At 44.4% G+C, this 26,224-nt stretch carries 19 protein-coding genes; 12 read left to right on the forward strand and 7 right to left on the reverse strand.

What is annotated here, in order from left to right:
- The first annotated feature begins 94 nt into the window (after nucleotides 1-94).
- On the forward strand, nucleotides 95-250 hold the full coding sequence (locus B3763_RS04665) for a hypothetical protein (RefSeq protein WP_189628524.1): 156 nt from the start codon (nucleotides 95-97) through the stop codon (nucleotides 248-250).
- On the opposite strand, the gene B3763_RS04670 is transcribed toward B3763_RS04665, so the two are convergent.
- From B3763_RS04670 to B3763_RS04680, 3 genes are read right to left on the reverse strand one after another with little or no spacing between them, the layout of a single operon-like run.
- Nucleotides 247-1,032 carry an NAD(P)H-binding protein gene (locus B3763_RS04670; RefSeq protein WP_286744204.1) on the reverse strand — a complete coding sequence of 262 codons (786 nt, stop codon included), beginning with the start codon at nucleotides 1,030-1,032 and terminating at the stop codon, nucleotides 247-249. The genes B3763_RS04665 and B3763_RS04670 overlap by 4 nt on opposite strands.
- Nucleotides 1,029-2,171 carry an N-acetyl-alpha-D-glucosaminyl L-malate synthase BshA gene (gene bshA, locus B3763_RS04675; protein WP_189628522.1) on the reverse strand — a complete coding sequence of 381 codons (1,143 nt, stop codon included), beginning with the start codon at nucleotides 2,169-2,171 and terminating at the stop codon, nucleotides 1,029-1,031. The genes B3763_RS04670 and bshA overlap by 4 nt, the downstream gene beginning before the upstream one ends.
- Before the next feature lie 43 nt (nucleotides 2,172-2,214).
- Nucleotides 2,215-5,133: a glycoside hydrolase family 3 N-terminal domain-containing protein gene (locus tag B3763_RS04680; protein ID WP_286744205.1), complete on the reverse strand. Its 2,919-nt coding sequence runs from the start codon at nucleotides 5,131-5,133 to the stop codon at nucleotides 2,215-2,217.
- An 82-nt stretch (nucleotides 5,134-5,215) separates the two neighbouring features.
- Between B3763_RS04680 and B3763_RS04685 the strand changes: the two genes are divergently transcribed.
- From B3763_RS04685 to B3763_RS04700, 4 genes are read left to right on the forward strand one after another with little or no spacing between them, the layout of a single operon-like run.
- Nucleotides 5,216-5,572 (forward strand): hypothetical protein, encoded by a 357-nt coding sequence (locus B3763_RS04685; RefSeq protein ID WP_189628520.1) that lies wholly within the window; start codon nucleotides 5,216-5,218, stop codon nucleotides 5,570-5,572.
- A gap of 13 nt (nucleotides 5,573-5,585) precedes the next feature.
- On the forward strand, nucleotides 5,586-7,430 hold the full coding sequence (gene mutL / locus B3763_RS04690; RefSeq protein ID WP_286744207.1) for a DNA mismatch repair endonuclease MutL: 1,845 nt from the start codon (nucleotides 5,586-5,588) through the stop codon (nucleotides 7,428-7,430).
- A gap of 5 nt (nucleotides 7,431-7,435) precedes the next feature.
- A complete protein-coding gene (locus tag B3763_RS04695; RefSeq protein WP_189628518.1) occupies nucleotides 7,436-8,272 on the forward strand; it encodes a rhomboid family intramembrane serine protease in 837 nt (278 codons plus the stop codon).
- 1 nt (nucleotide 8,273) lies between these two features.
- On the forward strand, nucleotides 8,274-9,182 hold the full coding sequence (locus B3763_RS04700) for a rhomboid family intramembrane serine protease (RefSeq protein ID WP_286744208.1): 909 nt from the start codon (nucleotides 8,274-8,276) through the stop codon (nucleotides 9,180-9,182).
- Between the two features lie 119 nt (nucleotides 9,183-9,301).
- Here the strand turns inward: B3763_RS04700 and rlmN are convergent, their stop codons facing one another.
- A complete protein-coding gene (gene rlmN / locus B3763_RS04705; protein ID WP_286744210.1) occupies nucleotides 9,302-10,348 on the reverse strand; it encodes a 23S rRNA (adenine(2503)-C(2))-methyltransferase RlmN in 1,047 nt (348 codons plus the stop codon).
- A 17-nt stretch (nucleotides 10,349-10,365) separates the two neighbouring features.
- A complete protein-coding gene (locus tag B3763_RS04710; protein ID WP_286744213.1) occupies nucleotides 10,366-10,788 on the reverse strand; it encodes an acyl-CoA thioesterase in 423 nt (140 codons plus the stop codon).
- 153 nt (nucleotides 10,789-10,941) lie between these two features.
- Here B3763_RS04710 and clpB point away from each other — a divergent pair, with 153 nt between their 5' ends.
- Nucleotides 10,942-13,557: an ATP-dependent chaperone ClpB gene (clpB, locus tag B3763_RS04715; protein WP_286744215.1), complete on the forward strand. Its 2,616-nt coding sequence runs from the start codon at nucleotides 10,942-10,944 to the stop codon at nucleotides 13,555-13,557.
- Between the two features lie 305 nt (nucleotides 13,558-13,862).
- Here clpB and B3763_RS04720 read toward each other — a convergent pair whose 3' ends face one another.
- Both B3763_RS04720 and B3763_RS04725 read right to left on the reverse strand, forming a co-directional pair.
- Complete coding sequence (locus tag B3763_RS04720) at nucleotides 13,863-15,665, reverse strand: M61 family metallopeptidase (protein ID WP_286744216.1); 1,803 nt, start codon at nucleotides 15,663-15,665, stop codon at nucleotides 13,863-13,865.
- Between the two features lie 145 nt (nucleotides 15,666-15,810).
- Nucleotides 15,811-16,317: a RidA family protein gene (locus B3763_RS04725; RefSeq protein ID WP_286744217.1), complete on the reverse strand. Its 507-nt coding sequence runs from the start codon at nucleotides 16,315-16,317 to the stop codon at nucleotides 15,811-15,813.
- A gap of 100 nt (nucleotides 16,318-16,417) precedes the next feature.
- On the opposite strand from B3763_RS04725, the gene B3763_RS04730 reads away from it, so the two are divergent.
- The 6 genes from B3763_RS04730 to B3763_RS04755 all read left to right on the forward strand — a co-directional run bounded on the left by B3763_RS04730 (nucleotide 16,418) and on the right by B3763_RS04755 (nucleotide 26,028).
- Entirely contained in the window at nucleotides 16,418-19,537 is a 3,120-nt protein-coding gene (locus B3763_RS04730) for a VPS10 domain-containing protein (protein ID WP_286744220.1), read from the forward strand.
- On the forward strand, nucleotides 19,538-20,014 hold the full coding sequence (locus tag B3763_RS04735; RefSeq protein ID WP_189628509.1) for a MarR family winged helix-turn-helix transcriptional regulator: 477 nt from the start codon (nucleotides 19,538-19,540) through the stop codon (nucleotides 20,012-20,014). It abuts the gene before it with no gap.
- Between the two features lie 112 nt (nucleotides 20,015-20,126).
- Nucleotides 20,127-20,393, forward strand: a complete 267-nt coding sequence (locus tag B3763_RS04740; RefSeq protein WP_286744222.1) for a hypothetical protein — start codon at nucleotides 20,127-20,129, stop codon at nucleotides 20,391-20,393.
- A 22-nt stretch (nucleotides 20,394-20,415) separates the two neighbouring features.
- A complete protein-coding gene (locus tag B3763_RS04745; protein WP_286744224.1) occupies nucleotides 20,416-21,363 on the forward strand; it encodes a S41 family peptidase in 948 nt (315 codons plus the stop codon).
- Nucleotides 21,364-21,430: 67 nt separating this feature from the next.
- Nucleotides 21,431-23,812 (forward strand): ABC transporter permease, encoded by a 2,382-nt coding sequence (locus B3763_RS04750; RefSeq protein WP_189628506.1) that lies wholly within the window; start codon nucleotides 21,431-21,433, stop codon nucleotides 23,810-23,812.
- Between the two features lie 161 nt (nucleotides 23,813-23,973).
- The gene (locus B3763_RS04755; RefSeq protein WP_286744228.1) at nucleotides 23,974-26,028 is read left to right on the forward strand and encodes a carboxy terminal-processing peptidase; all 2,055 of its coding nucleotides are present in this window, start codon (nucleotides 23,974-23,976) and stop codon (nucleotides 26,026-26,028) included.
- Nucleotides 26,029-26,224 lie beyond the last annotated feature (196 nt).

Raw genomic sequence — 26,224 nt, forward strand, 5'->3', positions numbered from 1 at the left:
TTGAACCTTTTTTTGCCAATCTTTCGTTGAGTGCCTAGGAAAACTTTCAGCAGCTTATTCTAGTTAAGAAACGATGGCAGTCAACGGTAAAAGAATGGTACTTTCCCCCAAGGTGTACCAAAGAGGTTTTCAGGAAGCTATTCAAGAGTTCGATCGGTACGAACAAATTAAGAGGAGGCTCAATCAAATTAAGGCTTGTCAGCAGTTAAAGAAAGGGGAGGCTTTTTTGAAGCTGATAGAAGCTGCTTAAAACTCCAAAGGCGATTTTAAACCAAAATCGCTGAAATTACTCTCCACCCTTTTGAAAGGTATTGTATGCGGTTCTTCCCAAACAGGTGGTGTAAAATTGTATTTGCAAGCCATGGCTTCGTGAACCTGCCTTCGGGTTGGATGCTCGGGAGAAACCAGATTCATTATAGGGTCGTGGGAAATGCTTTTGTTCAGTATAGCCGTAACTACTCGAATTACGTCTTGTTGGTGCACGTAGTTTACCGGAGTATCTCTACCGGTGGTGTGCTTCCCTGCAAACCACTTACCCGGAATTCTATCATCTCCCATTAAGCCCCCACATCTAAGAATAGTTAGGCGTTGTCCAATTTGTTGTATTTGTTTTTCGGCCTGGACTACGGCCAGGGAAGAGCCTCTTGCAAAGTCTGGGGCTGTATGGGTACTTACGATACCGTTGGTGTTTGGATAAAAGGAGGTTGAGCTAATAAACAGTACTTGCTCAACCGGGCTATTGGCCAGCATGTATTTAAGGTACTTTATCTGCTCCTCATAGAAGTGAGGAGGATTCTTTTTTCTCCCCGGAGGAATATTAATAATGAGGGCATCAGCCAATAGCAGCTTCTGAAAATGTTCGCCTACTGGCATAGGGTCAAGCTTTAACAAGACAGGTTCTATGCCCTCTGCTGCCAGTATCGGGAGTTTGTTTTGGCTGGTAGTGCTGCCTGTTACCAAGTGGCCTGAGGCCACCAGGTGCTTTGCCAGTGGAAGCCCCAGCCAACCACAACCTATAATGCCTATCTTCATTGGCCTGCCGCAGAAAACACGGTGGATGCAATGTGACTATAATACTCTTCATAGATAGGGAGTATTTTCACAATGTCGAACTCTTTAGCTCTTTCTAAAGCATTTCGCTTAAATGTTTCCAGGTGTTCTTCGCTCAACACGTGCAAGGCATTTTGGGTCATTTCTTCTATGTTGCCAATGTTAGAGGTAAAGCCCGTTTGACCGTTTATGTTCAACTCAGGAATTCCTCCGGCATTAGAAGAAATAACAGGAACCTGACAGGCCATGGCTTCGAGAGCTGCTAAACCAAAGCTTTCTTTTTCAGAAGGCATTAAAAATAAGTCGGCTACAGAAAGTACTTCTTCTACCGCCTCTAGTTTTCCTAAAAACCGTACTTCATCGTAAATTCCGAGTTCGCGACAAAGCCCTTCTATATGGCCTCTTTCCGGCCCATCGCCCACTAGTAGCAAGCGAGCCGGAACGGTTTCGGACACTTTTTTAAATATTCTCACCACATCATCAACCCGTTTTACTTTTCTGAAGTTGGATGTGTGCACAATCAACTTCTCTCCGTTGGGGCAAATGGCCATTTTAAAATGATCTTTTCGCTGCCGCTGAAATTTTTCCAGATCGATGAAGTTGGGGATTACCTTAATTTCTCGCTGAATATTAAAGTGTTTGTAGGTATCTTTTTTTAAGTCGTCAGAAACCGCAGTTACACCATCAGAGAGGTTTATGCTGTATGTAACCACCGGTTCATAAGAAGGGTCTTTACCCACCAGGGTTATGTCGGTCCCGTGTAAGGTAGTTACTATGGGAATTTCAATGCCTTCAGATTTTAATATCTGCTTTGCCAAAACGGCAGCCGAGGCGTGCGGAATAGCGTAGTGCACATGAAGTAAATCCAGTTTTTCGAATTTTACCACATCTACCATCTTACTGGCTAGAGCCAGCTCATAAGGGGGGTATTTGAAAAGTGGATAAGAACGAATATTTACCTCGTGGTAAAACAGGTTTTCGTTGAAAAAATCAAGGCGAGTGGGTTGAGAGTAGGTAATGAAGTGTACTTCATGCCCTTTTTTAGCCAGCCCTTTGCCCAGTTCAGTAGCTACAACCCCGCTACCACCAAAGGTGGGGTAACATACAATTCCGATTTTCATTAAGTTTCTCTAAGCAGTTGGTGGTTAAACTCACAAAGTGTGCCTAAGGTTCCAAAATGGATTGATAGACCATGTCTTGTATTCTGGTGCGTATATTTTCTTCTATCAGTTTAAAATTAGAGCTGTCCGGATATGTTCTGTTGCACAGAAAGACAAAAACCAATTCTTCGGCCGGATCGGCCCAAATGGCAGCACCGGTAAAGCCTGTATGACCAAAGGTACTTGCAGAGGCAAATTTGCTGGTAGGACCTTCTTCTGTACCGGTTATGGGTTTGTCCCAACCCATGCCTCTGCGGTTTTCTACACTTTGAGGAGTGGTGAAGATGGGTATAGTCCAGGGCTCAAAGTATTTTTTGCCGGCATAATATCCCATTTGCAAGTTCATTTGCAATAAGATGGCCAGGTCGTTTGCCGTACTAAAGAGGCCTGCATGGCCTGCAATGCCACCCATTAATGTGGCGTTTTGGTCGTGCACATCGCCACAAACTATGGTGTTTCTAAAATAAGAGTCTACTTCCGTAGGGGCTACATCTTTATAATACCCCTTGCTTCGGGGTTGGTACATAGTACGGCTCATTCCCAAAGGGGCATAAAACTCGCGCATGAGGTAGTCTTCTACCGGCTCATCGATTAACTTTTCCACAAGGCGAAAAATGAGGGTATAACCCAGGTCGGAATAGAGGTAGTCGTATTTCTTTTTCTTTTTGGGGAGCTCGCGCAGGCTCGATTCTACGGTCCATTTCCAAATGGAGTCGTTGAGCGAAACGGGCAGGTTGTGTTCCTGTATACGATAGTTATGGCTTGGCCCCCGGGCATCCGTAAAATAATCGGTATTGAGCTGTCCTTTGGTAACCGTTTTCTCCCAAAAGGGGATGTAGGGTTTAAGGCCGGCCTGATGGGCAAGAACATCTCGTATAATAAGCCCTTCTTTATTGGTGCCTTTTAGTTCTTTCAAATAGTAACCCAGCGGTTTATTAATGTCCAGCTTCTTTTCATCGTATAAACGCATTAAGATTTGGGTAGTGGCGGCCACCTTGGTTACTGAGGCTATATCGTAGATAGTATGCTGGTCAACAGGCCGCTCTTCGTTGTAGGTTTGAAAACCGTACTGTTTTTCATAAACCACCTTACCCTTTCGGGCAATGAGTAGTTGAGCCCCCGGAGTGGCCTTGTTTTTAATAGCTTGCTCAATCAAGCCGTCAATTTTGCGCAGTGAGTCCCAACTCATGCCTGCTTCTTCCGGAAGGCCATAGCTCAACCGGCCGGTGGTGAGTGTTTCGATGCCAGTACCTGCTTTAAAGCTAGAACCTGCCGTAATGGGTAGCTTGCCCTCTGCCCGCAAAGCACCAAAAATTATTTGTGGGGCTACTTGTTGCGTAATATCATTGTTTTCATAGGTACAAATCAGGTTTTTAACCCCTTCAAAATATTGGAGGGAGTAGGCATTGCCCATTACCACCACAATTACATTGGTCTTTTTCTGTAAGGCCTTTATCCATTCTACTGTCTGAGTGTCTACACCATGTTGGTTGCGTGGCGAGTTGGTTATGCCCTGATAGGCGATAATTACCTGGCTAAATTGGGCAGCCGAGTCTAGGGCCTGGTTGCTGAGCGAGTCAAAACTCAAAGGGGTAACCTTTGTGTACCTGTTCAGCATGTTCTGGAAAACATCGGCATTAGTTTCTCCAATACTTATGCTGGCAAACGACTTTTTGTCTACGCTTATAGTGGGTATGAGTAAGTCGCTATTGTCTACAACTGTTATGGCTTTTTGATAGAGCAATTTGTTCAGAGCAATGGCATAATCGTTATTTATGCGTTTGCTAAGGTTAGCTGTATCAATGGGCTTATACTCATTTAAGCCAAACCAATACTTGGCTTTAAGTATTTTCATTACCCTCTCATCGAGCATGGCCTGAGTGAGGGTGCCCTTTTTCAAGGCTTTTTGTATTTGCTTTATGGCTTTGGGTACATCGAGAGGAAACAGAATTACATCGTTTCCGGCCTGAAGAGCCTTTACATCGGCTTCGCCTGCATCGTAATATTTAGCTACCCCTTGCATGTTCATGGCATCGGTAAATGCCAGGCCTTCAAAGCCAAGTTCCCCCTTTAGCAGGTCGGTTACCACATTTTTAGAAAGAGTAGTGGGTGTGTTTTCCGAACTATCGTAGGCAGGAACTTGCAAATGAGCTACCATTACGCTCATTAGACTGTCGTTCATAAGGGCTTTGAAAGGATAGAGTTCAGTTTCGCTCATTCGGTTTTTCGAATGGGTGATCACCGGCAAATCATAATGAGAGTCTACCTCCGTATCGCCATGGCCGGGAAAGTGCTTGGCATTGGCCATAATACCATGGTGTTGCAGGCCTTTCATGTACTCAATGCCTCTGAGGGCCACTTCTTCTTTAGTCTCGCCAAAAGATCTATAGCCAATTACCGGGTTTTTGGGGTTTACATTGACGTCTACCACCGGAGCAAAATTGATGTGCATGTTCATGATTTTGAACTGGTTGGCTACTTCTTTACCCATTTCGTAAATCCACTTTCTGTCCCGAATAGCACCAAGTGTCATTTGTTTAGGAAAGTCATAGACACTGTCCAGTCGCATACCAACACCCCATTCTGCATCCATGGCTACTGCCAGTGGTACCTTGGCCAGTGCCTGGTACTCATTGCTAAGTTTAGCCTGACGGTATGGCCCTCCTTGAAAGAAGATAAGTCCGCCAATGTTGTACTCTTCAATGAGCCCGCGTATTTCTTCTACGTGCTTTTGATCTCTGTTGGAATAGGCCGCTACCATAAATAACTGCCCAATGCGTTCTTCCGGGCTAAGCGACTGAAATACACTATCGGCCCAGGCCTGTTGTGCTACAGTGTCTATGGTATGATAAAATTTTTGTGCCGAAAGCGCACTTACAGAGAGGCTACAAACAAAAAGGTGTAGAATAACTTTTTTAAACATGAAGGCGTTAGGCTTTTAGTAAGAACAAATAAACTATATTTTTACGTATTAACAGAACGCTGAGGGGGCAGTATTGATTATAATGAACTTACCAGGACTCTTCAAAAAAGCCAGATATCAGAGGTTTCACATCGAACCGCGTTACTACGATCCTATTAAAGAGGACATCGAGAACCGTACCGCCCGCATAAAAGCGGAGATGGGTTTGAGCGATACTGAAACCATAGACCCGGGCTATAAATCGAAAATAGAAGGTTCTTTTCGCAAAAACATGAAGCATGCCACCGGCAGTGGTGTAGACCAAACGGTAATGCTCCGTCTGCTCATAATGGTAATATTGGTGATGATGATTGCCGGCTACGTTTATGTGGGTATAGAAATCTTTTATCTGGTCTTACTAACCATTCCGTTCTATCTTTGGAGGCGTTTTAAGCGATAACGCCCTGCGATAGATGTCCGACATAATTAAATTACTTCCTGATAACATAGCCAATCAGATAGCTGCCGGAGAGGTTGTTCAGCGACCTGCTTCTGTAGTGAAGGAACTGTTGGAGAATGCCATTGATGCCAAGGCAACAGATATTAAGCTCATCATAAAGGAATCAGGAAAAGCGCTCATTCAGGTAGTAGACAATGGTGTGGGTATGTCGCACATTGATGCGCGCATGTGTTTTGAACGTCATGCTACCTCAAAAATCCGCTCTACCGAAGATCTTTTTGCAATTAAAACCATGGGTTTTAGGGGAGAGGCTATGGCATCGATAGCTGCCGTGGGTCAGGTAGAGCTCAAAACCAGAAGACAAGAAGATGAACTGGGTACCCTCATACAGATAGAAGCCTCTGAAATCAAAAAACAGGAACCGGTTTCTACGCCTGTGGGTACTTCTACCTGCGTGAAAAACCTCTTTTTTAATGTGCCGGCCCGTAGAAATTTTCTCAAGTCGAATGCGGTCGAAATGCGGCATATTGTCGATGAGTTTCAGCGGGTAGCCTTGGCCAACCCCGAGGTGGCCATGTCGTTGTATCAGAACGATATGGAGGTGTATAAACTGCCGGCAGGAAAGCTTAGTAAAAGGGTGGTGGGCATATTCGGCAAAAAATATCAAGACCAAATGGCTGCTTGTGAGGAGACCACCGACTTACTGAGAGTACATGGCTATGTGGGCAAACCCGAATTTGCCAGGAAAACAAGAGGAGAGCAGTTCTTCTTTGTTAATAACCGCTTTATTAAAAGCAACTATCTCAACCATGCCGTAATGACAGCCTTTGAGCAGTTATTGCCCGAAGGTAGCTTTCCGTTTTATACGCTATTTATTGAAATAGACCCCAGGCATATCGATATTAATGTACACCCTACCAAAACAGAAATTAAGTTTGACGATGAGCGCACCGTCTATGCTGTGGTGAGGGCGGCAGTTAAGCAGGCGTTGGGAACCCACAACATTGCCCCGGCTATTGACTTCTCACACGATGTGAATTTTGCAAGCTTTCGGCCCCAAAATTCTCCTCCTGAACAAAGTAGGAAGGCCGCTGAGAGGGACTATGCACAGTTCAAAACCTTTGAGCGCAAGACCAATGCCAGCCATTGGGAAAAGCTCTATGAAGGTTTGAAAACGGAAATTTCTCAACAGGAGGAGAGTAACCGCCAAATGGAAATACACCCGGAGACTCAAAGTACGATAACTCTGGGCAGTGCGGCCAACTCGATTTCGGAGCGTACGCCTGTGGCTAAACCGGAGAAGTCTTATTTTCAGATACATAAAAAGTATATTGCCACTCAGGTGAAATCGGGGCTTATGCTCATAGCCCAACAACCCGCCCATGAGCGCATTTTATACGAAAAGTTTTTAGATCACATATCCAGAAGAAACGGGGCGTCACAACAGGCGCTTTTTCCGCAAACCCTTAAGCTCAATGCGGCCGACTTTGCCTTGGTACATGACATTCAGGCAGAGTTGAATGCGATTGGCTTTGAATTTGCCGACTTTGGAGACCACTCCATAGTAATAAATGGAGTTCCGGCCGATTTAAAATCGGTGAATGAAAAAGCGTTGTTCGAAGGCTTTATAGAGCAGTTTAAACTAAACCAGTCGGAATTGAGTATATCAAATGATGAGAATATAGCCCGGGCTATTGCTAAGCGTTCATCTATTAAGGTAGGTAGTACTCTCAGTGCCGAAGAGATGAGCTCTATAATAGACCAGCTTTTTGCCTGCAAAAGCCCTAATTATTCTCCCGATGGCAGAAAGACAACGTTCATTCTGGAATTAGATAAGATAGACCAGTTTTTTAACTAGAACTTATGTTTGGAAGACTTACACCCCTGGTAAAGAATTTACTGATTATTAATATAGGCTTATTTTTCATAAGCTATTTCTTCCTTAGAAAGGGAATCTCTCTCAACGACTTGTTTGGGCTCTATTATATTGGGGATCCAGCCTTCAAACCCTTTCAATTTGTGACTTACATGTTTTTTCATCAAGTAATCGTTCCGGGTAAAGGGCTTTATTTATGGCATATTTTCGGAAACATGTTTGCCCTTTTCATCTTTGGGCCACTACTTGAGCAGTTTCTAGGGCAGAAGAAATTCTTGATTTTATATATGGTTGCCGGAGTAGGGGCAGGCCTATTTTATACTGGGGTTAACTACTGGGAAGTTCGGGGCTTAGAGCGTGACTATGAATCATACATTGCCAATCCAAGCCCCGGGGGCTTTGTGATTTTTATTAGTGAGCATGCAGATGGGTTATCAGAAAAATCAAAGTCAATGCTTTATAACCATGCTGATAGTTATGAGAGAAATCCAAACAACTATGAAATCATTGCGCAATCCAAGAAATACGCATATGATATCTATCGAATGTTTGGCACCTATAGTATGGTAGGCGCCTCGGGTGCGGTTTTCGGAATTTTGGCTGCATTTGCCCTATTCTTTCCTAATACCGAACTTTTCTTATTGTTTATACCGTTTCCCATCAAGGCCAAGTATTTGGTCACTGTCTATATTCTTTACGAAGTTTTTGCAGAGTTACAGCGGGCTCCGGGCGACAACGTGGCTCACTTGGCCCATATCGGAGGAGCACTGATTGCCTTCTTTATGGTGAGGTATTGGAAAAAGCAGAGGAGAGATTTCTACTAACATGAATAGCATTTTAGACGATTTTAAGATAGCCTTCAGGTCGGGCAATATTCTTAACCAAATTATCATCATTAATGTGGTGATTTTTGTGGGTGTAGGGGTGCTTGGGGTATTGCTCACCTTGGTCGGAGAGCGATCAGCTTACTTTGCAATATCGAACCACCTTATGTTGCCCTCCAATACCGATGAATTGTGGAGACAACCCTGGACCATAATTACTTACTTTTTCTTCCACAAACAGTTTTTTCACATTCTTTGGAATATGCTGTGTATGTACTGGTTCGGTAGAATCATAAGTGAGTACATAGGTCAGAATAAATTACTAGGTCTATATGTTTGGGGCGGTATTGGCGGAGGTGTTCTGTACCTAGTCGCCTATAATTTTCTTCCATATTTTGAGAGTGTGGTAGACAGCTCCTATCTACTGGGAGCTTCTGCAGGAGTTATTGCAGTAGTGGTTGGTGCGGCCACATTTTACCCCGACTATACTGTTCACTTGTTGCTTCTCGGGCCCGTTCGCCTAAAATACATTGCGGCAGCAATAATTATACTTTCATTTATACAAAGCACCGGTTCGAATGCAGGGGGAGAAATAGCTCACTTAGGGGGCGCACTGGTAGGTTATATAAGCGTTAGGCAGTTGCAAAGAGGCAATGACTGGAGCAGGCCAATTGTGAGTTTTATGGTATGGGTGAAGAGTATCTTCAAACCGCAGCCAAAAATTAAGGTGAGCTACAAAAACACCAGACGAAGTACAAGCTCTAAAACCTCGGGTAAATCAGAGAAGAAGGCTAAGTCTAAAAGTGCACAGGAAGAAATAGATGCTATTCTGGATAAAATCTCTGAAAAAGGCTACGATGCTCTAACCAAAGAAGAGAAACAGAAGCTTTTTAATGCCAGCAAAGACTAGTTAATAGTTATCGGCTAACGGGTATCGAAGTCTTTGTCTTGTTCTGATATAGGTTGACCGTTGGTTTATCTAATTTCTAAAGACCATCCTCCCAGGTAGAGCTTCAGGCTTTCCTGCTTCTAACTCTTATTTGCCAATTGTCCACAGGCCGCATCAATGTCTTTTCCACGGCTTCTGCGCACATTTACAACGATTCCCTTCTCTTCCAAAACCCGTTTGTACATGTCCAGGCTGGCCGGGTCGGCTTGTTGAAACTCTCCATCATCAATCGGGTTATACTCAATGATGTTTACCTTAGAAGCCACTTTGCCGCAGTACTTTGCCAAAGCGCGGGCATGCTTTTCGTCATCATTAATGTTTTTCCAAACCACATACTCAAAGGTTACTTTGCGCTTGGTTTTACTGTACCAGTATTGAAGCGATTCGGCCAGTTCGGCCAAATTGCTTTTTTCATTAATAGGCATCATTCGGGTACGAGTTTCATCAATGGCCGAGTGCAATGAAACCGCCAGGTTAAACCGTACTTCATCATCGGCCAACTGCTTGATCATTTTTGGAATGCCAACTGTAGAAAGCGTAATTCTTCTTGGAGACATGCCCAGACCCTCCGGAGAGGTAATCTTTTCTATAGATTCCAGCACATTTTTATAGTTGAGCAGGGGCTCGCCCATGCCCATATACACAATGTTGGTCAGGGGACGGTCGAAGTACAGCTCTCCTTCTTCTTTAATGGCCACCACCTGGTCGTATATCTCATCGGCACTCAGGTTGCGCATTCTTTTTAGCCTGGCCGTGGCACAGAAGTTACAGTCGAGACTGCAGCCTACCTGAGAAGAGATGCAGGCGGTAATTCTGGTTTCTGTAGGAATAAGTACCGATTCAACAATCAGGTCATCGTGCAGTTTTACAGCATTTTTAATGGTGCCGTCAGCACTGCGCTGCATCTGATCTACCTTAATATGCTTTATTTCGAACCGCTCCTTGAGTAGCTCCCGGATAGAAAGCGAAATGTTGGTCATTTGGTCAAAATCTTTGGCCGATTTCTTCCAAAGCCATTCATATACCTGCTTGGCACGAAATGGTTTTTCGCCAATAGAAACAAAGAAGTCTTGAATTTCTTCCAGGCTTAGTTTGCGTATGTCTTGCTTCTTAGCGGGAGTTTGCATGCTACAAAGGTAGCACTCTAGTTTTGAATCTTAGCCAGAAAGCCCTCGGGTATATTACACACCTTACTCTGGTCATAGTCGAACATTACAATACCCGTTTTTGCTTGCGCAATTTCTTTCTCACCACACCAAAGGTGGTAGTACACATCAAAACTCTTTCTTGTAATGTTGTCAATAGCCAATTGGATGTCTATTTGGTCGCCATGAAAGGCCTCTCCTTTATAGACCACAGCCGCATCGGCCTGAATAGTGCCCATGCCTTCAATACTTTTCTCGTCTTTATAACCCAAAGAGTTGAAGAATTGATAGCGAGCCTCTTGCATCATGGCCAATATTCTGTCGTTGCCCAAATGGCCGCCATAGTTTATATCAGAAATTCTTACCAGAATAGAGGTCTTGAAAATGAAGCGGTCGGGTAGCTCAATTTTAACTCGGGCCATAATACTATTTTGCTGCGAATCTAAGACAATATGGCCGAATTAGAGCCTTTGGGGCCATTTTTTCGGTCATAATTTCCGATTTATTGGCTTGGATTATCATTTGATGCAGTGCCCACGAGCATAGATGCTCATGGAGGAGAAAAAAATAGAACAATGGATTTTAAGAAATATACAATCAAATCGCAGGAAGCCATTCAGAAGGCAGCAGAGATAGCCAGCGGAAATCAACAGCAGGCCATTGAGCCAGGCCATCTTCTGAAGGCCATACTGCTAACCGATGAGAATGTAGTATCATTCTTATTAAAGAAGTTAGGCATAAACAAAGGGCAGTTGGATGCTCGGCTTGAGGAGATAATTAATAGCTACCCGAAAGTGAGTGGTCAACAGCCTTACTTATCGAACGATGCCCACGCTGCTTTGACTAAGGCTCTGGATCATTTGAAGGAGTTTGGCGATGAGTTTGTAGCTATTGAGCACATTATGCTTGGTCTGCTCAAAGGGAAGGAAAAAGTAGGTATTCTACTCAAGGAGCTTGGTTTTGCAGAAAAGCACTTGGTTGCGGCTATTAAAGAGCTGAGGGGTGGCAATTCGGTAACAGACCCTAATGCCGAAGCCAAATATCAGTCACTCAATAGGTATTCTAAGAATTTGAACGAATTGGCGCGTTCCGGAAAAATCGATCCGGTGATTGGTCGCGATGAGGAAATAAGAAGAGTGCTGCAGATTCTTTCCAGACGCACCAAAAACAACCCTATTTTACTGGGCGAACCCGGAGTTGGTAAAACTGCCATTGTAGAAGGTATGGCTCAGCGCATAGTAGATGGTGACGTGCCTGAAAATCTGAAAAGTAAAACCCTGATTTCTCTGGATATGGGTTTGTTGGTGGCAGGAGCCAAGTATAAAGGAGAGTTTGAAGAAAGGCTCAAAGCGGTGATCAAGGAAGTGCAGGATTCTGATGGAGAGATTATTCTTTTTATCGATGAGATTCATACTTTGATTGGTGCCGGAGGCGGTGGTGAAGGGGCCATGGATGCCGCCAACTTGTTAAAACCCGCCTTGGCCAGGGGAGAACTCCATGCTATTGGGGCCACAACACTCAAGGAGTATCAGAAATATATCGAAAAAGACAAGGCTCTTGAGCGAAGGTTCCAGTCGGTAATTGTAGATGAACCCAACCAGGAAGACGCCATTTCTATCTTGCGAGGCATTAAAGAGAAATATGAGGTTCACCATGGGGTGAGAATTCAGGACGATGCGGTGATCGCTGCGGTGGAACTTTCCAGCAGATATATTTCGGACCGCTTTCTTCCGGATAAGGCCATTGACCTGATGGACGAGGCCGCCTCTAAACTGAGAATTGAGATTGACTCGCTTCCTGAAGAACTGGATGAACTGAACCGCAAGATTATGCAGTTGGAAATTGAGCGGGAGGCTATTCGCAGAGAGAAGAATAAAGACAAAGAATCCGTGCTCTCGAAAGAGATAGCCGAACTTTCAGAAAAGCGCGATAGCCTCAAGGCCAAGTGGGAGAATGAGAAAGAAGTGATTGTTGGTATTAGGGCCGAAAAAGAGAATATAGACAGGTATAAGTCTGAAGCTGAGAAAGCCGAACGTGAAGGAGACTTTGGCAGAGTAGCCGAAATACGCTATGGTAAAATTACTGAGGCCGAACGAAAGCTCGAGGAGTATAAACAAAAGATGAAAGAAATGCAGGGTGAAAAATCTCTGCTCAAAGAGGAGGTAGATTCTGAAGATATTGCGGAAGTAGTTGCCAAGTGGACTGGTATTCCGGTTTCTAAAATGCTTCAATCTGAGCGCGATAAATTACTGCACCTGGAGGAAGAACTGGGCAAAAGAGTAGCCGGTCAGAAAGAGGCGATTGCCGCTCTGTCTGATGCAGTGCGAAGAAGCCGTGCCGGATTGCAAGACCCTAAACGCCCGATTGGTTCCTTTATATTTCTCGGCACAACAGGGGTTGGTAAAACGGAGCTGGCCAAAGCACTGGCGGAATACCTGTTCAACGATGAGAACAATATGGTGCGAATCGATATGTCAGAGTATCAGGAGCGCCATGCCGTATCGCGATTGATTGGAGCACCTCCGGGCTATGTGGGCTACGATGAAGGTGGTCAGCTCACAGAGGCCGTGCGCAGAAAGCCATACTCTGTCATTCTGCTCGATGAGATTGAAAAAGCTCACCCGGACGCTTTCAACATTCTTTTGCAGGTGCTAGATGATGGAAGATTGACGGATAACAAAGGCCGTGTGGCGAACTTTAAGAATACCATCATCATTATGACTACCAATATTGGTTCAGGTCTTATTCAGGAAAACTTTGAAAGGATTAATGAAGAGAATGTGCTGGACATTATCGATGAAACCAAGCTTCAGGTGTTCGACTTACTGAAGAAATCAGTGAGACCGGAGTTCCTCAACAGGATCGATGAGACCATTATGTTTATGCCACTGAACAAAGACAATATCCGTCAGATTGTTAGAATCCAGTTCGGACTCATTCAAAAACAGTTGCATGAAAATGGAGTTGAAATTGAGGCGACTGATGAAGTACTTGATTATCTGGGAGAACTTGGTTGGGATCCACAGTTTGGTGCCAGGCCATTGAAACGAGTGATTCAGCGAAAAGTGTTGAATGAGCTGAGTAAGCAGATATTAGCCGGCAAGATTACCAAAGATTCGGTAGTGAGTGTTGAACTCAACCCCGATAAGGAAATTGAGTTTGTAAATATTGAGAAGGTGGAGGAGCTTTAGGGTCCGCTCTTTTTCTATCCTGAGTGTAACAGAGGGATCGGCCAGGTGGTATTCTTGGCTGATGCTTTGGCTTCGCTCAGCATGAACAACATCATAATGACCCGTTACTTCTGCAATGGAAGTTAAACGAAGCCGTCCGGCCGCTCCAAGCGGTCAGACGGCTTTTTTATTTTCTGCGGAGATTATTGGATAACAAAAAAAGCTCTGAATCACTCCAGAGCCTTTGGTCTAATATCTAGTGTCTAAAATCTGATGTCTGGCATCTAGCATCTTGGTACCAGGTACTTTGTACCCAATACTCTGTACTATTTAGCCTTTAACCACTCCTCTCTTCTTTTTTGAGCAGCGGCATCGGCATTATTATCCCATCGGGTGCGCAAGTTTTTATCTGCGGCAAGTGTCACTTTTTTTGTCATTCGCTTACCCCATCGGTCTATTTCTACCTCTACCACATCTCCCGGCTTTCTGTCTCCAATTAGTTCATCAATATTTCGTCCTTTAAAATCGGCCAGAGGCTTGCCATCAATACTAATTATCTCATCCTCGCTCTCAATACCGGCCTCGTACATTGGGCTACCTACTATGGCATTTTGTACCATACGACCAACACCATTGTTCACTCGTACGAAGGCACCAAGCGTTGGGCTGTTCGGGTTGGGGTCTTCGAAAATAACTCCCATTTTATGGAAGAGACCAGCGTAGTCCGGCATTTCGCTTTTAAAGATGTATTGGGCAAAAAAGCTTTTAGCAAATGCCTCTCCAGCATATTCCTCCAGGCGTGCTTCCAGGTCTCGCACGCTATAACCTATCTCTGTTTTACCATGAGTTTGCCACACATGCCTCATGTAGCCATCGAGCGATTTGCCATTGTCTTGGGTTCTTAGCATCATGTCTAAGGCCAAGCCAAGTACAGAGCCATAGGTGTAATATGAAATAAAAATATTGGCATTATTGTCTGGGTCTATAGAAGAAGCGGCATCCACAAAAGGAGCTCTATAACTCATTTCAATAGGGTTAAAATACTTTCTACCCGGAGCATTCATCACATAGTTGACCGCACCTCCCAGTCCGTTTACATAGTCTTCGGCACTCATGTTGCCCGACCGGGCTCGGAAAAGGTTGGTGTAATAGCTGGTGAAACCCTCAGCAAACCAAAGTTCGCCACTCATGTTGGCATCTTCAAAATCAAAGGGCTCTAGCGAGGCAGGGCGAATGCGCTCCACATTCCAGGCATGAAAAAACTCGTGAGACATAGTTCCCATAGAGGTGTTGCCCAATGGGCGATCGTGGGGTTTGCTACTCACTACAAAGGTGGAGTTTCGGTGTTCCATGCCATCGCCACTGGCATTGGGAACATAGCAAGAAAGGAAAGTATATTCACCGTAATCGAACCGCGGAAGCTCACCGAATACAGCTTTTTGTTGTTCCACTATCTTTATTACTTCTTCAAAATAAGCATCTACTTCTTGAGCAGTAGCAGTAGTGTGCAAAGCTAACCTGATATTTTGACCATCTATTTTGCGCTCACGCATATGAAGATCTGCAGCTTCTACAGGGCTGTCCATAAAGTAATATGTATCCTTTGCTTCAAAGGTATTATTGCCCAGATCCTTCATTTGGGTCGCTACCTTCCAGTTAGAACCTTCGGGCAGATTGAATTTTACCCGAACCGGACGATGGCGAATATTTCTTGCCCAAACAAACGTAGCCGGAATGTTTAGATGAGCATGAGTTTCATCAATGCCTGAGTAGGTACCACCTGCCCGGTTGGCGTAAAGGGTGTATTCAAAAATAACTGTACCATCATGACCCGATACATTCCATTGGTGCGGATTGGGTCTTGTTACCGGTAGTTCATTGCCTTTACTGTCTGTGGCCCTTACGGAATAGACGTTCTTGGCAAACTCATGCACCGCATAACGCCCGGGAGAGCTGCGGCTCATGCGTACTTCCAGAACCTTATTCTCCAGCTTTAAAAATTTGGCCTTTATTCTGGCTTCATGATGAACCCGGTTGTCAAAAGAAATTTCGTACAAATTGTAGGTCTGAGACAACAGGAAGTTGGTGAAGCAGGAAATTAGAAAAGTGGTAAGCAGTAGTTTTTTCATTTTATTTTTGTCTTGAACTGGATATTGGGTTTGCTAAAATAGAATTTTAGTTGATAACGTTATGCAGAACTTGTCTGACGATATGAAGGCTTGTTTCAGCATCTCGTTCTAAACCCCTTAAATAAACTCAGGGTGACGAAAGGCATTAAGGGTAAACCGCCCTCACCTCAATTTCTATCAACATATCCGGGTTCACCAAAGTATATACCCCAATGGTCGACCGAGCCACTTTGTTGGGGTTGCTCTCATTGTTGAAGAATTCGGCATAAGCCTTAAACCAACCGTCAAAGTCTGGTTTGTGGTCATTCTGCGGATCGGGTGCTACATAAACTTTCATAGCAACCACGTCTTTCAGGCTTAGGCCCTCTTCGCCTAAATATGCTTCAATTCGCTTTAAAGCACTCACACTTTGCTCGTAGGTGTCGCCAAACCTGTTGGGATCGCCATTGGGTAGGCTGGCATCTTTTGGGTTGGCCACAATACCGCTGGCAAAATACATATCGGCTCCTGCCGGTACTTTCACACCTTTTAAGATAGAAGATCCTTCGCGCTCAAAACGTTCGACCGAAGTAGATAACGTTTGCTGTTGTGGAGAAGAGCAGCCTGGTAGAACAAAGCTGAGAATGAGTGGAAATAGGATTTTAAGCCTCATGAGTTTTTTTACCAATATACAAAGACAAGCCAGCAATTTCTGCTTGGTAAATGTGAAGCGCTATCCTTAACTTAAACGCTCAACCTTAAACAAACTCATCATGAAAACCTTACGCCCTCTCTTGTGGCTAATTGCTTGCCTCTTGTGTTTGTCTACTAATGGACAGGCTCAGAAAAGAAAAAAGAACAAAACGGAACCCAATGGTCCAATGTATGCATCTGAGCTCTACAACGCTATGGAGTTTCGCTTGGTTGGTCCCTTTAGAGGTGGGCGAGCAACTGCCGTAGCAGGAGTTGTTCAAGACCCCATGACCTACTTTATGGGTGCTACGGGTGGCGTTTGGAAAACTGAAAATGCTGGTGAAAGCTGGTTCAATGTATCTGATGGATTTTTCAATACTGCCTCGGTTGGCGCTATTACGGTGGCAGAATCAGACCCTAATGTGGTTTATGTGGGAATGGGTGAGGCTCCCGTAAGAGGTGTTATGACCTCCCATGGAGATGGGGTGTATAAATCTACCGATGGTGGAAAGACCTGGACACACATGGGGCTGGAGAAGACCCTGCATATTTCAAAAATTGTAGTAGACCCGAGAAATCCTGATTTAGTAATTGTTGGAGCGCAGGGCAGCCCATATGGGGCAACAGAAGACAGAGGTATTTATCGTTCGGCAGATGGTGGTAAAACCTGGACTAAAGTACATTATGTAGATGCCAATTCGGGTGTTAGCGACCTGAGTATGGACATGACCAACCCAAGAATTATTTATGCAGCTTATTGGGATCATAGAAGATTTCCCTGGAAAGTGCAAAGCGGGGGGCCGGGCAGCGGTATTTATAAGTCTACCGATGGGGGGCTTACTTGGAGTAAACTTACCGAAGGTCTTCCCAAGGGCGTTATGGGCAAAATTGGAGTTTCTGTTTCACGAGCCAACCCCAATAAAGTGTGGGCTATTATTGAAGCCGATAATGGTGGCTTGTACCGATCGGACAACGGAGGTAAAAACTGGCGACTGATTAATCCCGACCGATTGTTAAGAGCCCGATCGTGGTACTATATGCACATTTTGGCGCACCCTACCGATGAAGAAAGTGTGTATATAATGAATGCACCACTAGTACAGTCTACCGACAACGGTAGAACTTTTGTGAATCTCAATACTCCCCATGGAGACAACCATCAATTATGGGTTAACCCCATACACCCTCAATACATGGTCAACGCCAACGATGGTGGTGCTAATGTTTCTATTGATGGAGGAAAAAATTGGTCTACCCAAAGCAATCAGCCCACTGCCCAGTTTTATAGAGTAAATGTAGATAACCAGTTTCCATATAGAATATATGGTGGGCAGCAAGACAATAGCTCCGTATCCATTGCCTCTCGTGTAGATGGCGGAGGTATTACTAATAATGATTTCTTTGCAGTTGGTGGATGCGAGAGCGCATATTCAGCTTTCGATCCGGACGACCCTAAGTATGTTTATTCAGGTTGTTACCAGGGCATTATCGATGAGTGGAATGCCAAAACCAGGCAAACCAAAGATGTTATGGCCTACCCTTTTCAGGGCTTAGGTACCAATCCGGCTGATATTAAGTACAGATTCAATTGGAATGCGCCCATCATTGCCTCCAGGCACAACCCGGGTGTTATTTATCATGCCGGAAATAAACTACTAAAAACCAGTAACCGAGGAATTACCTGGGAGGAAATAAGCCCAGATCTTACTAAAAATGATTCTACCCACATAAGCTGGGGAGGTGGGCCAATTACCAATGAGGGTGCCGGTGGAGAAATTTACCACACCATATATTATGTGGCGGAGTCTCCTCATACACCAGATGTAATCTACACAGGGGCAGATGATGGCCTTTTATATGTGACCACAGACGGAGGTAAGAACTGGAAGAACATTAGCATACCGAATGTAGAAGAAGGTATGGTCAACCAGATTGAAGTATCGCCTCACGAACCGGGAACAGTATATGTTGCCTATAACCGATACAAGTTCAATGACTTCACCCCACACATATTCAAGTCTACCGATTATGGAGTCTCCTGGACCCGGCTTGTGAAAGGTATAGAACCAGATGCTCACGTGCGTGTTGTTCGTGAAGATCCTAACAAAAAGGACTTACTATATGCAGGAACAGAAACAGGCCTTTATGTCTCTTTCGATGGAGGACTGAGTTGGAGCAAGTTTCAATTAAACTTGCCGGTTGTTCCAATTACAGATTTGATGATTAGGGAAAATGACATGATTGTGGCTACCCAAGGCAGGGCTTTTTGGGTGCTTGACGATCTCAATCCTTTGTATGAGTTAGATAAGGCAAAAAGTGCAGACTTCTACGTCTATCAGCCGGAAAATGCCATTCGAGACAATGCCTTCAGAACAGGAAATGCCAGCATAGGCCAAAATCCTTATCCGGGCTTCTCTATTATGTACTATATCAAAGACAATAAGGATACTGTCGATTTGCAGGTTGAGTTTAGCGATGCAGAAGGCAATGTGGTAAGAACTTTCGCCAGCAATGCCGATAAAAATCAGGAGAAGCTCCGTAAAAAATCGGGCATGAATCGGCTTAACTGGAATCTTTCAGTGTTGAATCCGGAAGGAGTAGAAGGGGTGTTTATGGGGCTTGGAGCAGGAGGTCATCGGGTGGCACCGGGTAAGTATACCATGGTGATGACCTACGGAGGTGAGGTGGTGAAAAAAGAGCTGGTGGTTGAGCCTGATCCAAGATGGGAAGCAACCCCCGCCCAGTATGGCGAGCAACAACGCCTTTTGAATAGTTTGAGAGAAAAAATTGACAAACTGCAAGAGGTGGCTACTAATATTAGGTCGGTGAGAGCTCAGGTAAACGATCTCAAAGAGCGTATCGATAGTGAAGAGTTTGCCGATGTTCATGAGTTGGCGAACGCACTTATTGAAGACATTGATGCTATGGAAGAAAAGCTCATTCAGCCCAACCAAAAGACTTTTCAGGATGTAATTAATTTTCCAAATAAAGTAGAAGCTCAACTTTTGCATATCTATGGTACTATCGATGGCATTGAACCCCCGGTGACGGATGGCCAGAAAAAGCGAGCCATAGATGTAATGAAGGAGGCCGATGTGGCTATGTCTGAAGGTGCCGGTATAAATGAGAAGCTCAACGAGTTGATGCAATTGATAAGGGATAGAAGAGTGCCGTTTATTGCCCCCAAAAAGAAAAAGTAATTGGAAAGAAATATAATCAACGAACTGGGTAGTCTGGCCCTGGCTACCCGCCTTAAGAACCTGAGTGAGCGACTTGCTCGCGATGTAGCACAGATATATAAAGAGTCTGCCTTTGATTTTGAACCCAGGTGGTTTGCCGTTTTTTATGCGCTTAAAGATGGCCAGGAGCTGGCTGTAACAGAATTATCTACCATGCTGCAGCAAACCCATCCGGCCATAAACCAAGTGGCAAATATACTGGTTAAGAAAGGCTTGGTAAATGAGCGTAAAGACCCACAGGATCAACGGAAGCGGTTGTTGAAGCTCTCTGCCAAAGGTAGGAAGCTGGCTCAAGATATGGATCCACTTTGGGAGAAGATTAAGCGCGCGAATGATGAACTACTCCGAGAATCGAAAGATATACTCGCAAGTCTCGAAGCTGTTGAGCAGGCCTTGGATAAGAAGTCAATTAACGAGCGGCTACGACCAATGAAGTAGTGATTTTATCTGCCGGGTTTCATTGAGCCTTCTGTACTCACAAAAAAGGTGTAGATGTTTCGACTTCGCTCAACAGGGAAAAGAAGTGCGGTGCTCTTTTCCCATCCTGAGCTTGCCGAAGGATCAGCTGGTTTCGTTAAGTTTCCGTGCTCAAAAAAGTAGTGTAGATGTTTTGGCTTCGCTCAACATAGAAAAGTGTTTGGTACTCCTTTCCCATCCTGAGCTTGCCGAAGGATCTGTCGGTTTGGTTAAGCTTCCGTGCTCAAAAAGTGATATAGATGTTTCGGCTTCGCTCAACATAGAAAAGTGTTTGGTGTTCCCACACTCCGTTGTGTTAATGTTTGTTACCAAAACCAACCTGTTGCTTGAAAATACGTAAGCACTTACTTAATTGTGTCAATATGAAAACTCAACTAATAACCATTTTTATGTGCTTTGCTTTGTCAGTCTATGGTCAAGATTTTGACAAGCACAGCGTAGTGGAGCGCCTCGCAGATATTATGTACAACAATTATGTATATCCTGAAAAGGGGGCGGCCATGAAAGACTTGCTCATGAGCAACCTTAACAAAGGAATCTACAGTGAGCTAACCGACCCTAAGGCTCTTTGCCGGGCGCTTGAGGCAGATCTGCGTTCGGTAATGAACGACAAGCACCTACGAGTGGCATATGATCCGACACGGGTAGAAGCCATTCGCAATAGAGACCCTTATGGAGGAAGAAAGCCTTTGGCAAATCATGGTTTTGAAGAGGTAAAGCTGCTTGAAGGAAATATTGGCTACCTGGATCTTCGTGGTTTTACTGATATTCGGTTTGCCGAAGAAGTGGCTCTGCCGGCCATGGCAAAACTCATTGAAGCCGATGCCATCATTTTTGATCTACGTAAGAATGGAGGCGGATCGCCATCTATGATTCGTTTCATTTGCAGCTACCTTTTCAGCGAGGCTACTCATCTCAATACGTTTTATTGGAGGCCTTCCAATACCTTTACCGAAACCTGGTCAGACCCGGGAATGGTTAGCAAAACACGGCCTAATGTTCCTATCTATATACTCACTAGTAGCTATACATTTTCAGCTGCGGAAGAGTTTGCTTATGACCTGAAGCATTTAAAAAGAGCCACTGTTATTGGAGAAGTGACAGGAGGCGGTGCCCATCCGGGAGGTCCAATGGTAATAACGGGTGGGTTTTATGTGAACGTGCCTCAGGGCAGAGCCATAAACCCCGTGACAAAAACAAACTGGGAGGGTACAGGTGTAAAGCCACACATTGAAGTGCCAGCCGATGAAGCCTTGCAAAGAGCTATTGATTTAGCAAGAAAAGCTATTTCTTTGGAAGTTAATAAGTAACCGCTTACATAAATATAGTATATTACTACAAGCGTAATTTTCAAGTTGTTTTCTTAAACAAAAGGTCATGTTAAAAAACTATCTCAAAATAGCCCTAAGAAGTCTGCTCAAGAGCAAGGGCACATCGGTCATCAACATAGTGGGGCTATCGGTTGGTATGGCATGTTGCATTATCATTTTTTTGTTTGTGCAGCATGAGCTTAGCTATGATAAGTTCCACTCCAAAGGAGAAAATATTTTTCGTGTACTCACTATAGATGAGGCTTTGGGAGTGAGTAGCAATCTGGTGGGAATTACCTTACCTGCCCTGGGTGAGGCCATGGACGAAAACTTCCCTGAAGTAGTACAAAGAGTTCGGATGATTCCTCAGGGAAGGCAGCTAATTACCTACGAACAGCAAGGGTACTATACTCAAAACTTTGCCTTTGCAGAGCCTTCGCTTTTCACGATGTTTGATTTTAAGCTACTGGATGGTGATGCCGAGAAAGTGCTCACTGAGCCCAACACAGTGGTTTTTTCTGAGTCTATGGCTAGGAAAACCTTTGGTTCCGAACCGGCCATTGGCAAACGTATAGATGTGGGCAATCAGACCGGGTTGGAGATTGTGGGCATAATGCAAGACGTGCCCAATAACTCTCATCTCGACTTCGATGTAGTGGTTTCCATGCAACAGGCCGATACGACTTCTGGTTTTGCTCAGTTTCTGAGGTCCTGGCAAAGCATTAGTATGGTTACCTATGTAGAGCTGGCCAGTCCGGATTCTGAGAAGACCGTAGAGGCGAAAATGGAGGAACTTATTCGGGCTAACGATGTTGGTGAAAACTTTAAGGTTACCCTCCAGCCTTTAGCCGATGTTCATCTCAAGTCTAGCGGAATTCTCTTCGAAAACTATAACCTCAATAAAACAGACATTAGCTATGTCTATACTTTAGGCGCAGTGGGCCTCTTTGTTATGCTCATAGCCTCCTTTAATTTTATGAATCTTTCTACGGCACGTAGTGCCAATAGGGCACAAGAAGTTGGGGTTCGCAAGGTTTTCGGAGCAATTAGAGGCCAGCTTATAGGTCAGTTTATGATTGAATCCGTTGTGCTTTGTGTACTTTCTTTTCTCATTGCACTGGTGTTGGTTGGTCTGGTAGGAGGGTTTGTCAACCTGCCCATAGAAAGCAATTTAGCCATTCACTTTATAACCACCCCCCAGTGGATACTAGGAGCCCTGTTGTTTGTGTTCGTATTAGGGATTTTTTCCGGCAGCTACCCGGCCTTGCTTCTTTCCGGCTTTCACCCAATAGCTATTTTAAGAGGCTCATTTAAGACAAGTGCCAAAGGAGTAGTGCTACGCAAGTCGCTGGTTATTTTTCAGTTTGCCATTTCCATAGCCATGATTATTGGTACCACCATTGTATATGATCAGTTGCAGCATCAAAGAAATATAGATAAGGGCTTCGACACCGAACAAATTATTACGCTAAATGTGGGTCACCCCAGCCTGCAGCAGTCGTTGCCGGTACTCATGAATTCCCTCGAACAGAGGCCTGAGATTTTGGGGACAGCCCGAACAGGGAATATGCCCGGTAGAACCTTTGGCAGAAATAGTGTAAGACCCGAAGGAGTGCCTCAGGAAGATACCTGGATTATTTCGGTCGTTGGTTTTGATGATAAGTATATGGAGTTAATGGGCATGGAAATAGTAAGTGGCAGAGGATATAACCGAGAGATGCCATCAGACCAACAACAATCTATTCTTATTAATGAAGCCATGGCCAAAGAATTGGCCTGGGACAACCCGGTCGGTAAGAAAATAACGTTTGGCCAAACGGAGAGAACCGTAATCGGAGTCGTCAAAGATTTTCACTTTGCCGGTATGCGGCATAAGATTGAGCCCCTGGCCATGTTCTATAATCCTAACAGTGGAGGCAATCTGGCCATAAAATTCAATGCCAGCCAAACCAGCGATGCTGTAGGGGCCATTCGTTCGGCTTGGGAAGAGGTATTTCCCAACAGCCCTCTCGAATATCAGTTTTTCGATGAAGAATTCGGGCAGCAGTTTGCCTCCGATGAAAAGTTTGGTCGCCTGGTGTTTAGCTTCACCTGGTTGGCCATATTTATTGCCTGTCTTGGCCTTTTTGGTCTTTCGGCCTTTACTGCCGAGCAAAAAACCAAGGAGATTGGAGTTAGAAAAGTACTGGGAGCCAGTGTTGGTGGTATTGTTCTGCTGCTATCCAGACAGTTTTCTCAACTTATTTTAGTAGCTATAGTTCTGGCCATTCCTGTCGCCTATTATTTGATGAACGAGTGGCTCAAAGACTTTGAGTATAGAGTAGACATTCATTGGATGTGGTTTGTGCTCTCGGCAGTAACCGCCCTGCTCATTGCTCTGCTCACAGTTACCTTCCAGTCGGTAAGGGCTGCGACAGTTAACCCCTCTAAATCGCTTCGTTGCCAGTAAGTTTAGAAATTTTAACATCTTAGGAGTTCTCCGCTGAAACTCCTAAGATGTTCAATGGTATTATAATTGTACTACTCCATAAAAATGAATCCTAGTTTTCGGTTGAAATTCATACATTGTACGGAAGCCTTTGGAAACGTTTGAAACCTAACTGCGTTGATATGAAGATGATGAGAAAGATGATGATGTCCGGCCTAATGCTTTTAATGCTCCAGGTGTCATGGGCAAAAATAGATTCCACCAAGTATTTACAACCTACTCAGTCGCACATGAAAGAAGCGAGAATCATAATACAGATTCTCGATTACCTTCACTACCGCGATGTAGACCTTAACGATTCCCTTTCGTCAGTCATTTTTGATAACTATTTGGAGGCTCTCGATGGCAATAAAAATTACTTTCTGGCCAGCGATATTAAATCGTTTGAAAAATACCGATTTAGCTTGGATGACGACCTGAAAAGAGGAAATCTCGTTCCTGCCTTTTACATATTCAATATATATAAGAATAGAGTTGAGTCAAGACTTAAATATGCCTTGGCCAATACCGGTTATGAGTTCGACTTCTCGAAGAATGAAATTTTTCACTTCGACAGAAGCGATATGCCCTATGCCAAAACGGAGGCCGAGTTAGACGAGCTTTGGAGAAAAACACTTAAAAACCAGGCCCTAAACCTTAAACTTTCGGGTTCTGACAATGCCAAAATTGCCGAAGTACTTAAAACACGCTACGAACGCTTTAAAAGCAATGTAGAAAAGTATAACAGTAATGATGTGTTTGAAATATTCATGAACTCGGTGACCGAGTCGTTCGATCCGCATACCAACTACTATACACCCCTCAATGCCGAAGATTTTGAGATGCAGAGCAAAAAGTCGTTAGAGGGTATTGGAGCCACATTGCAGCAAGATAATGATTACACCAAGATTGTAGAGCTGAGACCAGGAGGCCCTGCGTTTCTAAGCGGCCAGGTCAACAAAGACGATCGTGTGGTTGGCGTGGCCCAGGGTGCCGATGGCGAAATGATTGATGTAATTGGCTGGAGGTCCGATGAAGTGGCCGGTCAGATAAGAGGACCAAAAGGAACCCTTGTTAGACTTGAACTACTTCCGGCCGGAGCCAGCCCCGGAGCCGAAACCAAAGTGGTGAGCCTGGTGAGGGACAAGATAAATCTGGACGATGCCAGGGCCAAAAGCCAGGTAGTTCAACTCACAGAAAACGGAGAAAAATTTACGCTGGGAATTATTACTGTACCAGATTTCTACCTGAATGCCGATGAAATGGCGGATAATCCTGATAACTACACTAGTACCACCAACGATGTAAAGCGCCTCATTAAAGAACTGCAAGCGGAGGGAGTAGATGGTGTAATGCTCGATTTGAGAAACAACGGAGGAGGAGCCCTGTTCGAAGCCATAAACCTTTCCGGTCTTTTCATTCCGGAAGGCCCCGTAGTACAGGTCAAATACCCTCAAAACCGAAAAGAGGTAATGGACGATGAAAATCCGGAATTGTTCTATGATGGCCCTCTTAATGTGATGATCAACCGCTTTTCAGCTTCAGCTTCCGAGATTTTTGCAGGAGCCATTCAAGACTATAAGCGAGGTGTAATAGTAGGTGAGCAGAGCTATGGAAAAGGAACCGTGCAAAACGTACGTGGTCTCAACGATTTTATTCGTGGAGCTGAAGACGAGGAGCTGGGCCTTATAAAATTCACGATTGCCAAGTTTTATAGGGTTACAGGTAGCAGTACACAGCACAGAGGTGTTACTCCTGATATTGAGTTTCCATCGCTCTACAGCGCTGAAGACTTTGGAGAAAGCTCTCAACCCAGTGCCTTGCCGTGGGATAAAATAGAAGCGGCCAATTACAAGCCCATGAATTATGTAAATGATGCCATGATAGCCGCTCTGAAAAGACAACATCAAAAGAGACTCAAAGAAGAGCAAACTCTGGTCGATCTTCAGTTCGACATTCAGGAGCTTCAAAAGAATAGAAAACGCACTGAAGTATCATTGAATTATGAGGTGCGAAAGAAGGAACAGGAAGATCTGGATAAACGCAGAGCTTCGCAGGTAAAGATTGGTGCTTCTCTTACCGAACTGGAGGCCAACAAGGTAAAAGATCGTTCGTTGGACGATATCAAAGACCCCTATCTGAAAGAGAGTATAAGACTTTTAGCCGACCAAATTCAGGCGGCCAAACGCAAAGGATAAACAATTTCCAACCACTTAAATAAAGCGCCTGAAGGGCGCTTTTTTTGTTTATAGCAAGAAGGAACCGTTTGCATTAATTTTTTTTATAAAATTTTATTTTACATTCCAGTCGGGGGACATTGGAAATTAATTGTTATTTCAATGTCTAATTATTTAAAATTCTGTAATCTTGTAGGTTATGGAACAACGCCTCAGG

Origin of the sequence: Roseivirga sp. UBA1976 (assembly GCF_002336325.1) — a bacterium.
Taxonomy (GTDB): domain Bacteria; phylum Bacteroidota; class Bacteroidia; order Cytophagales; family Cyclobacteriaceae; genus Roseivirga; species Roseivirga thermotolerans.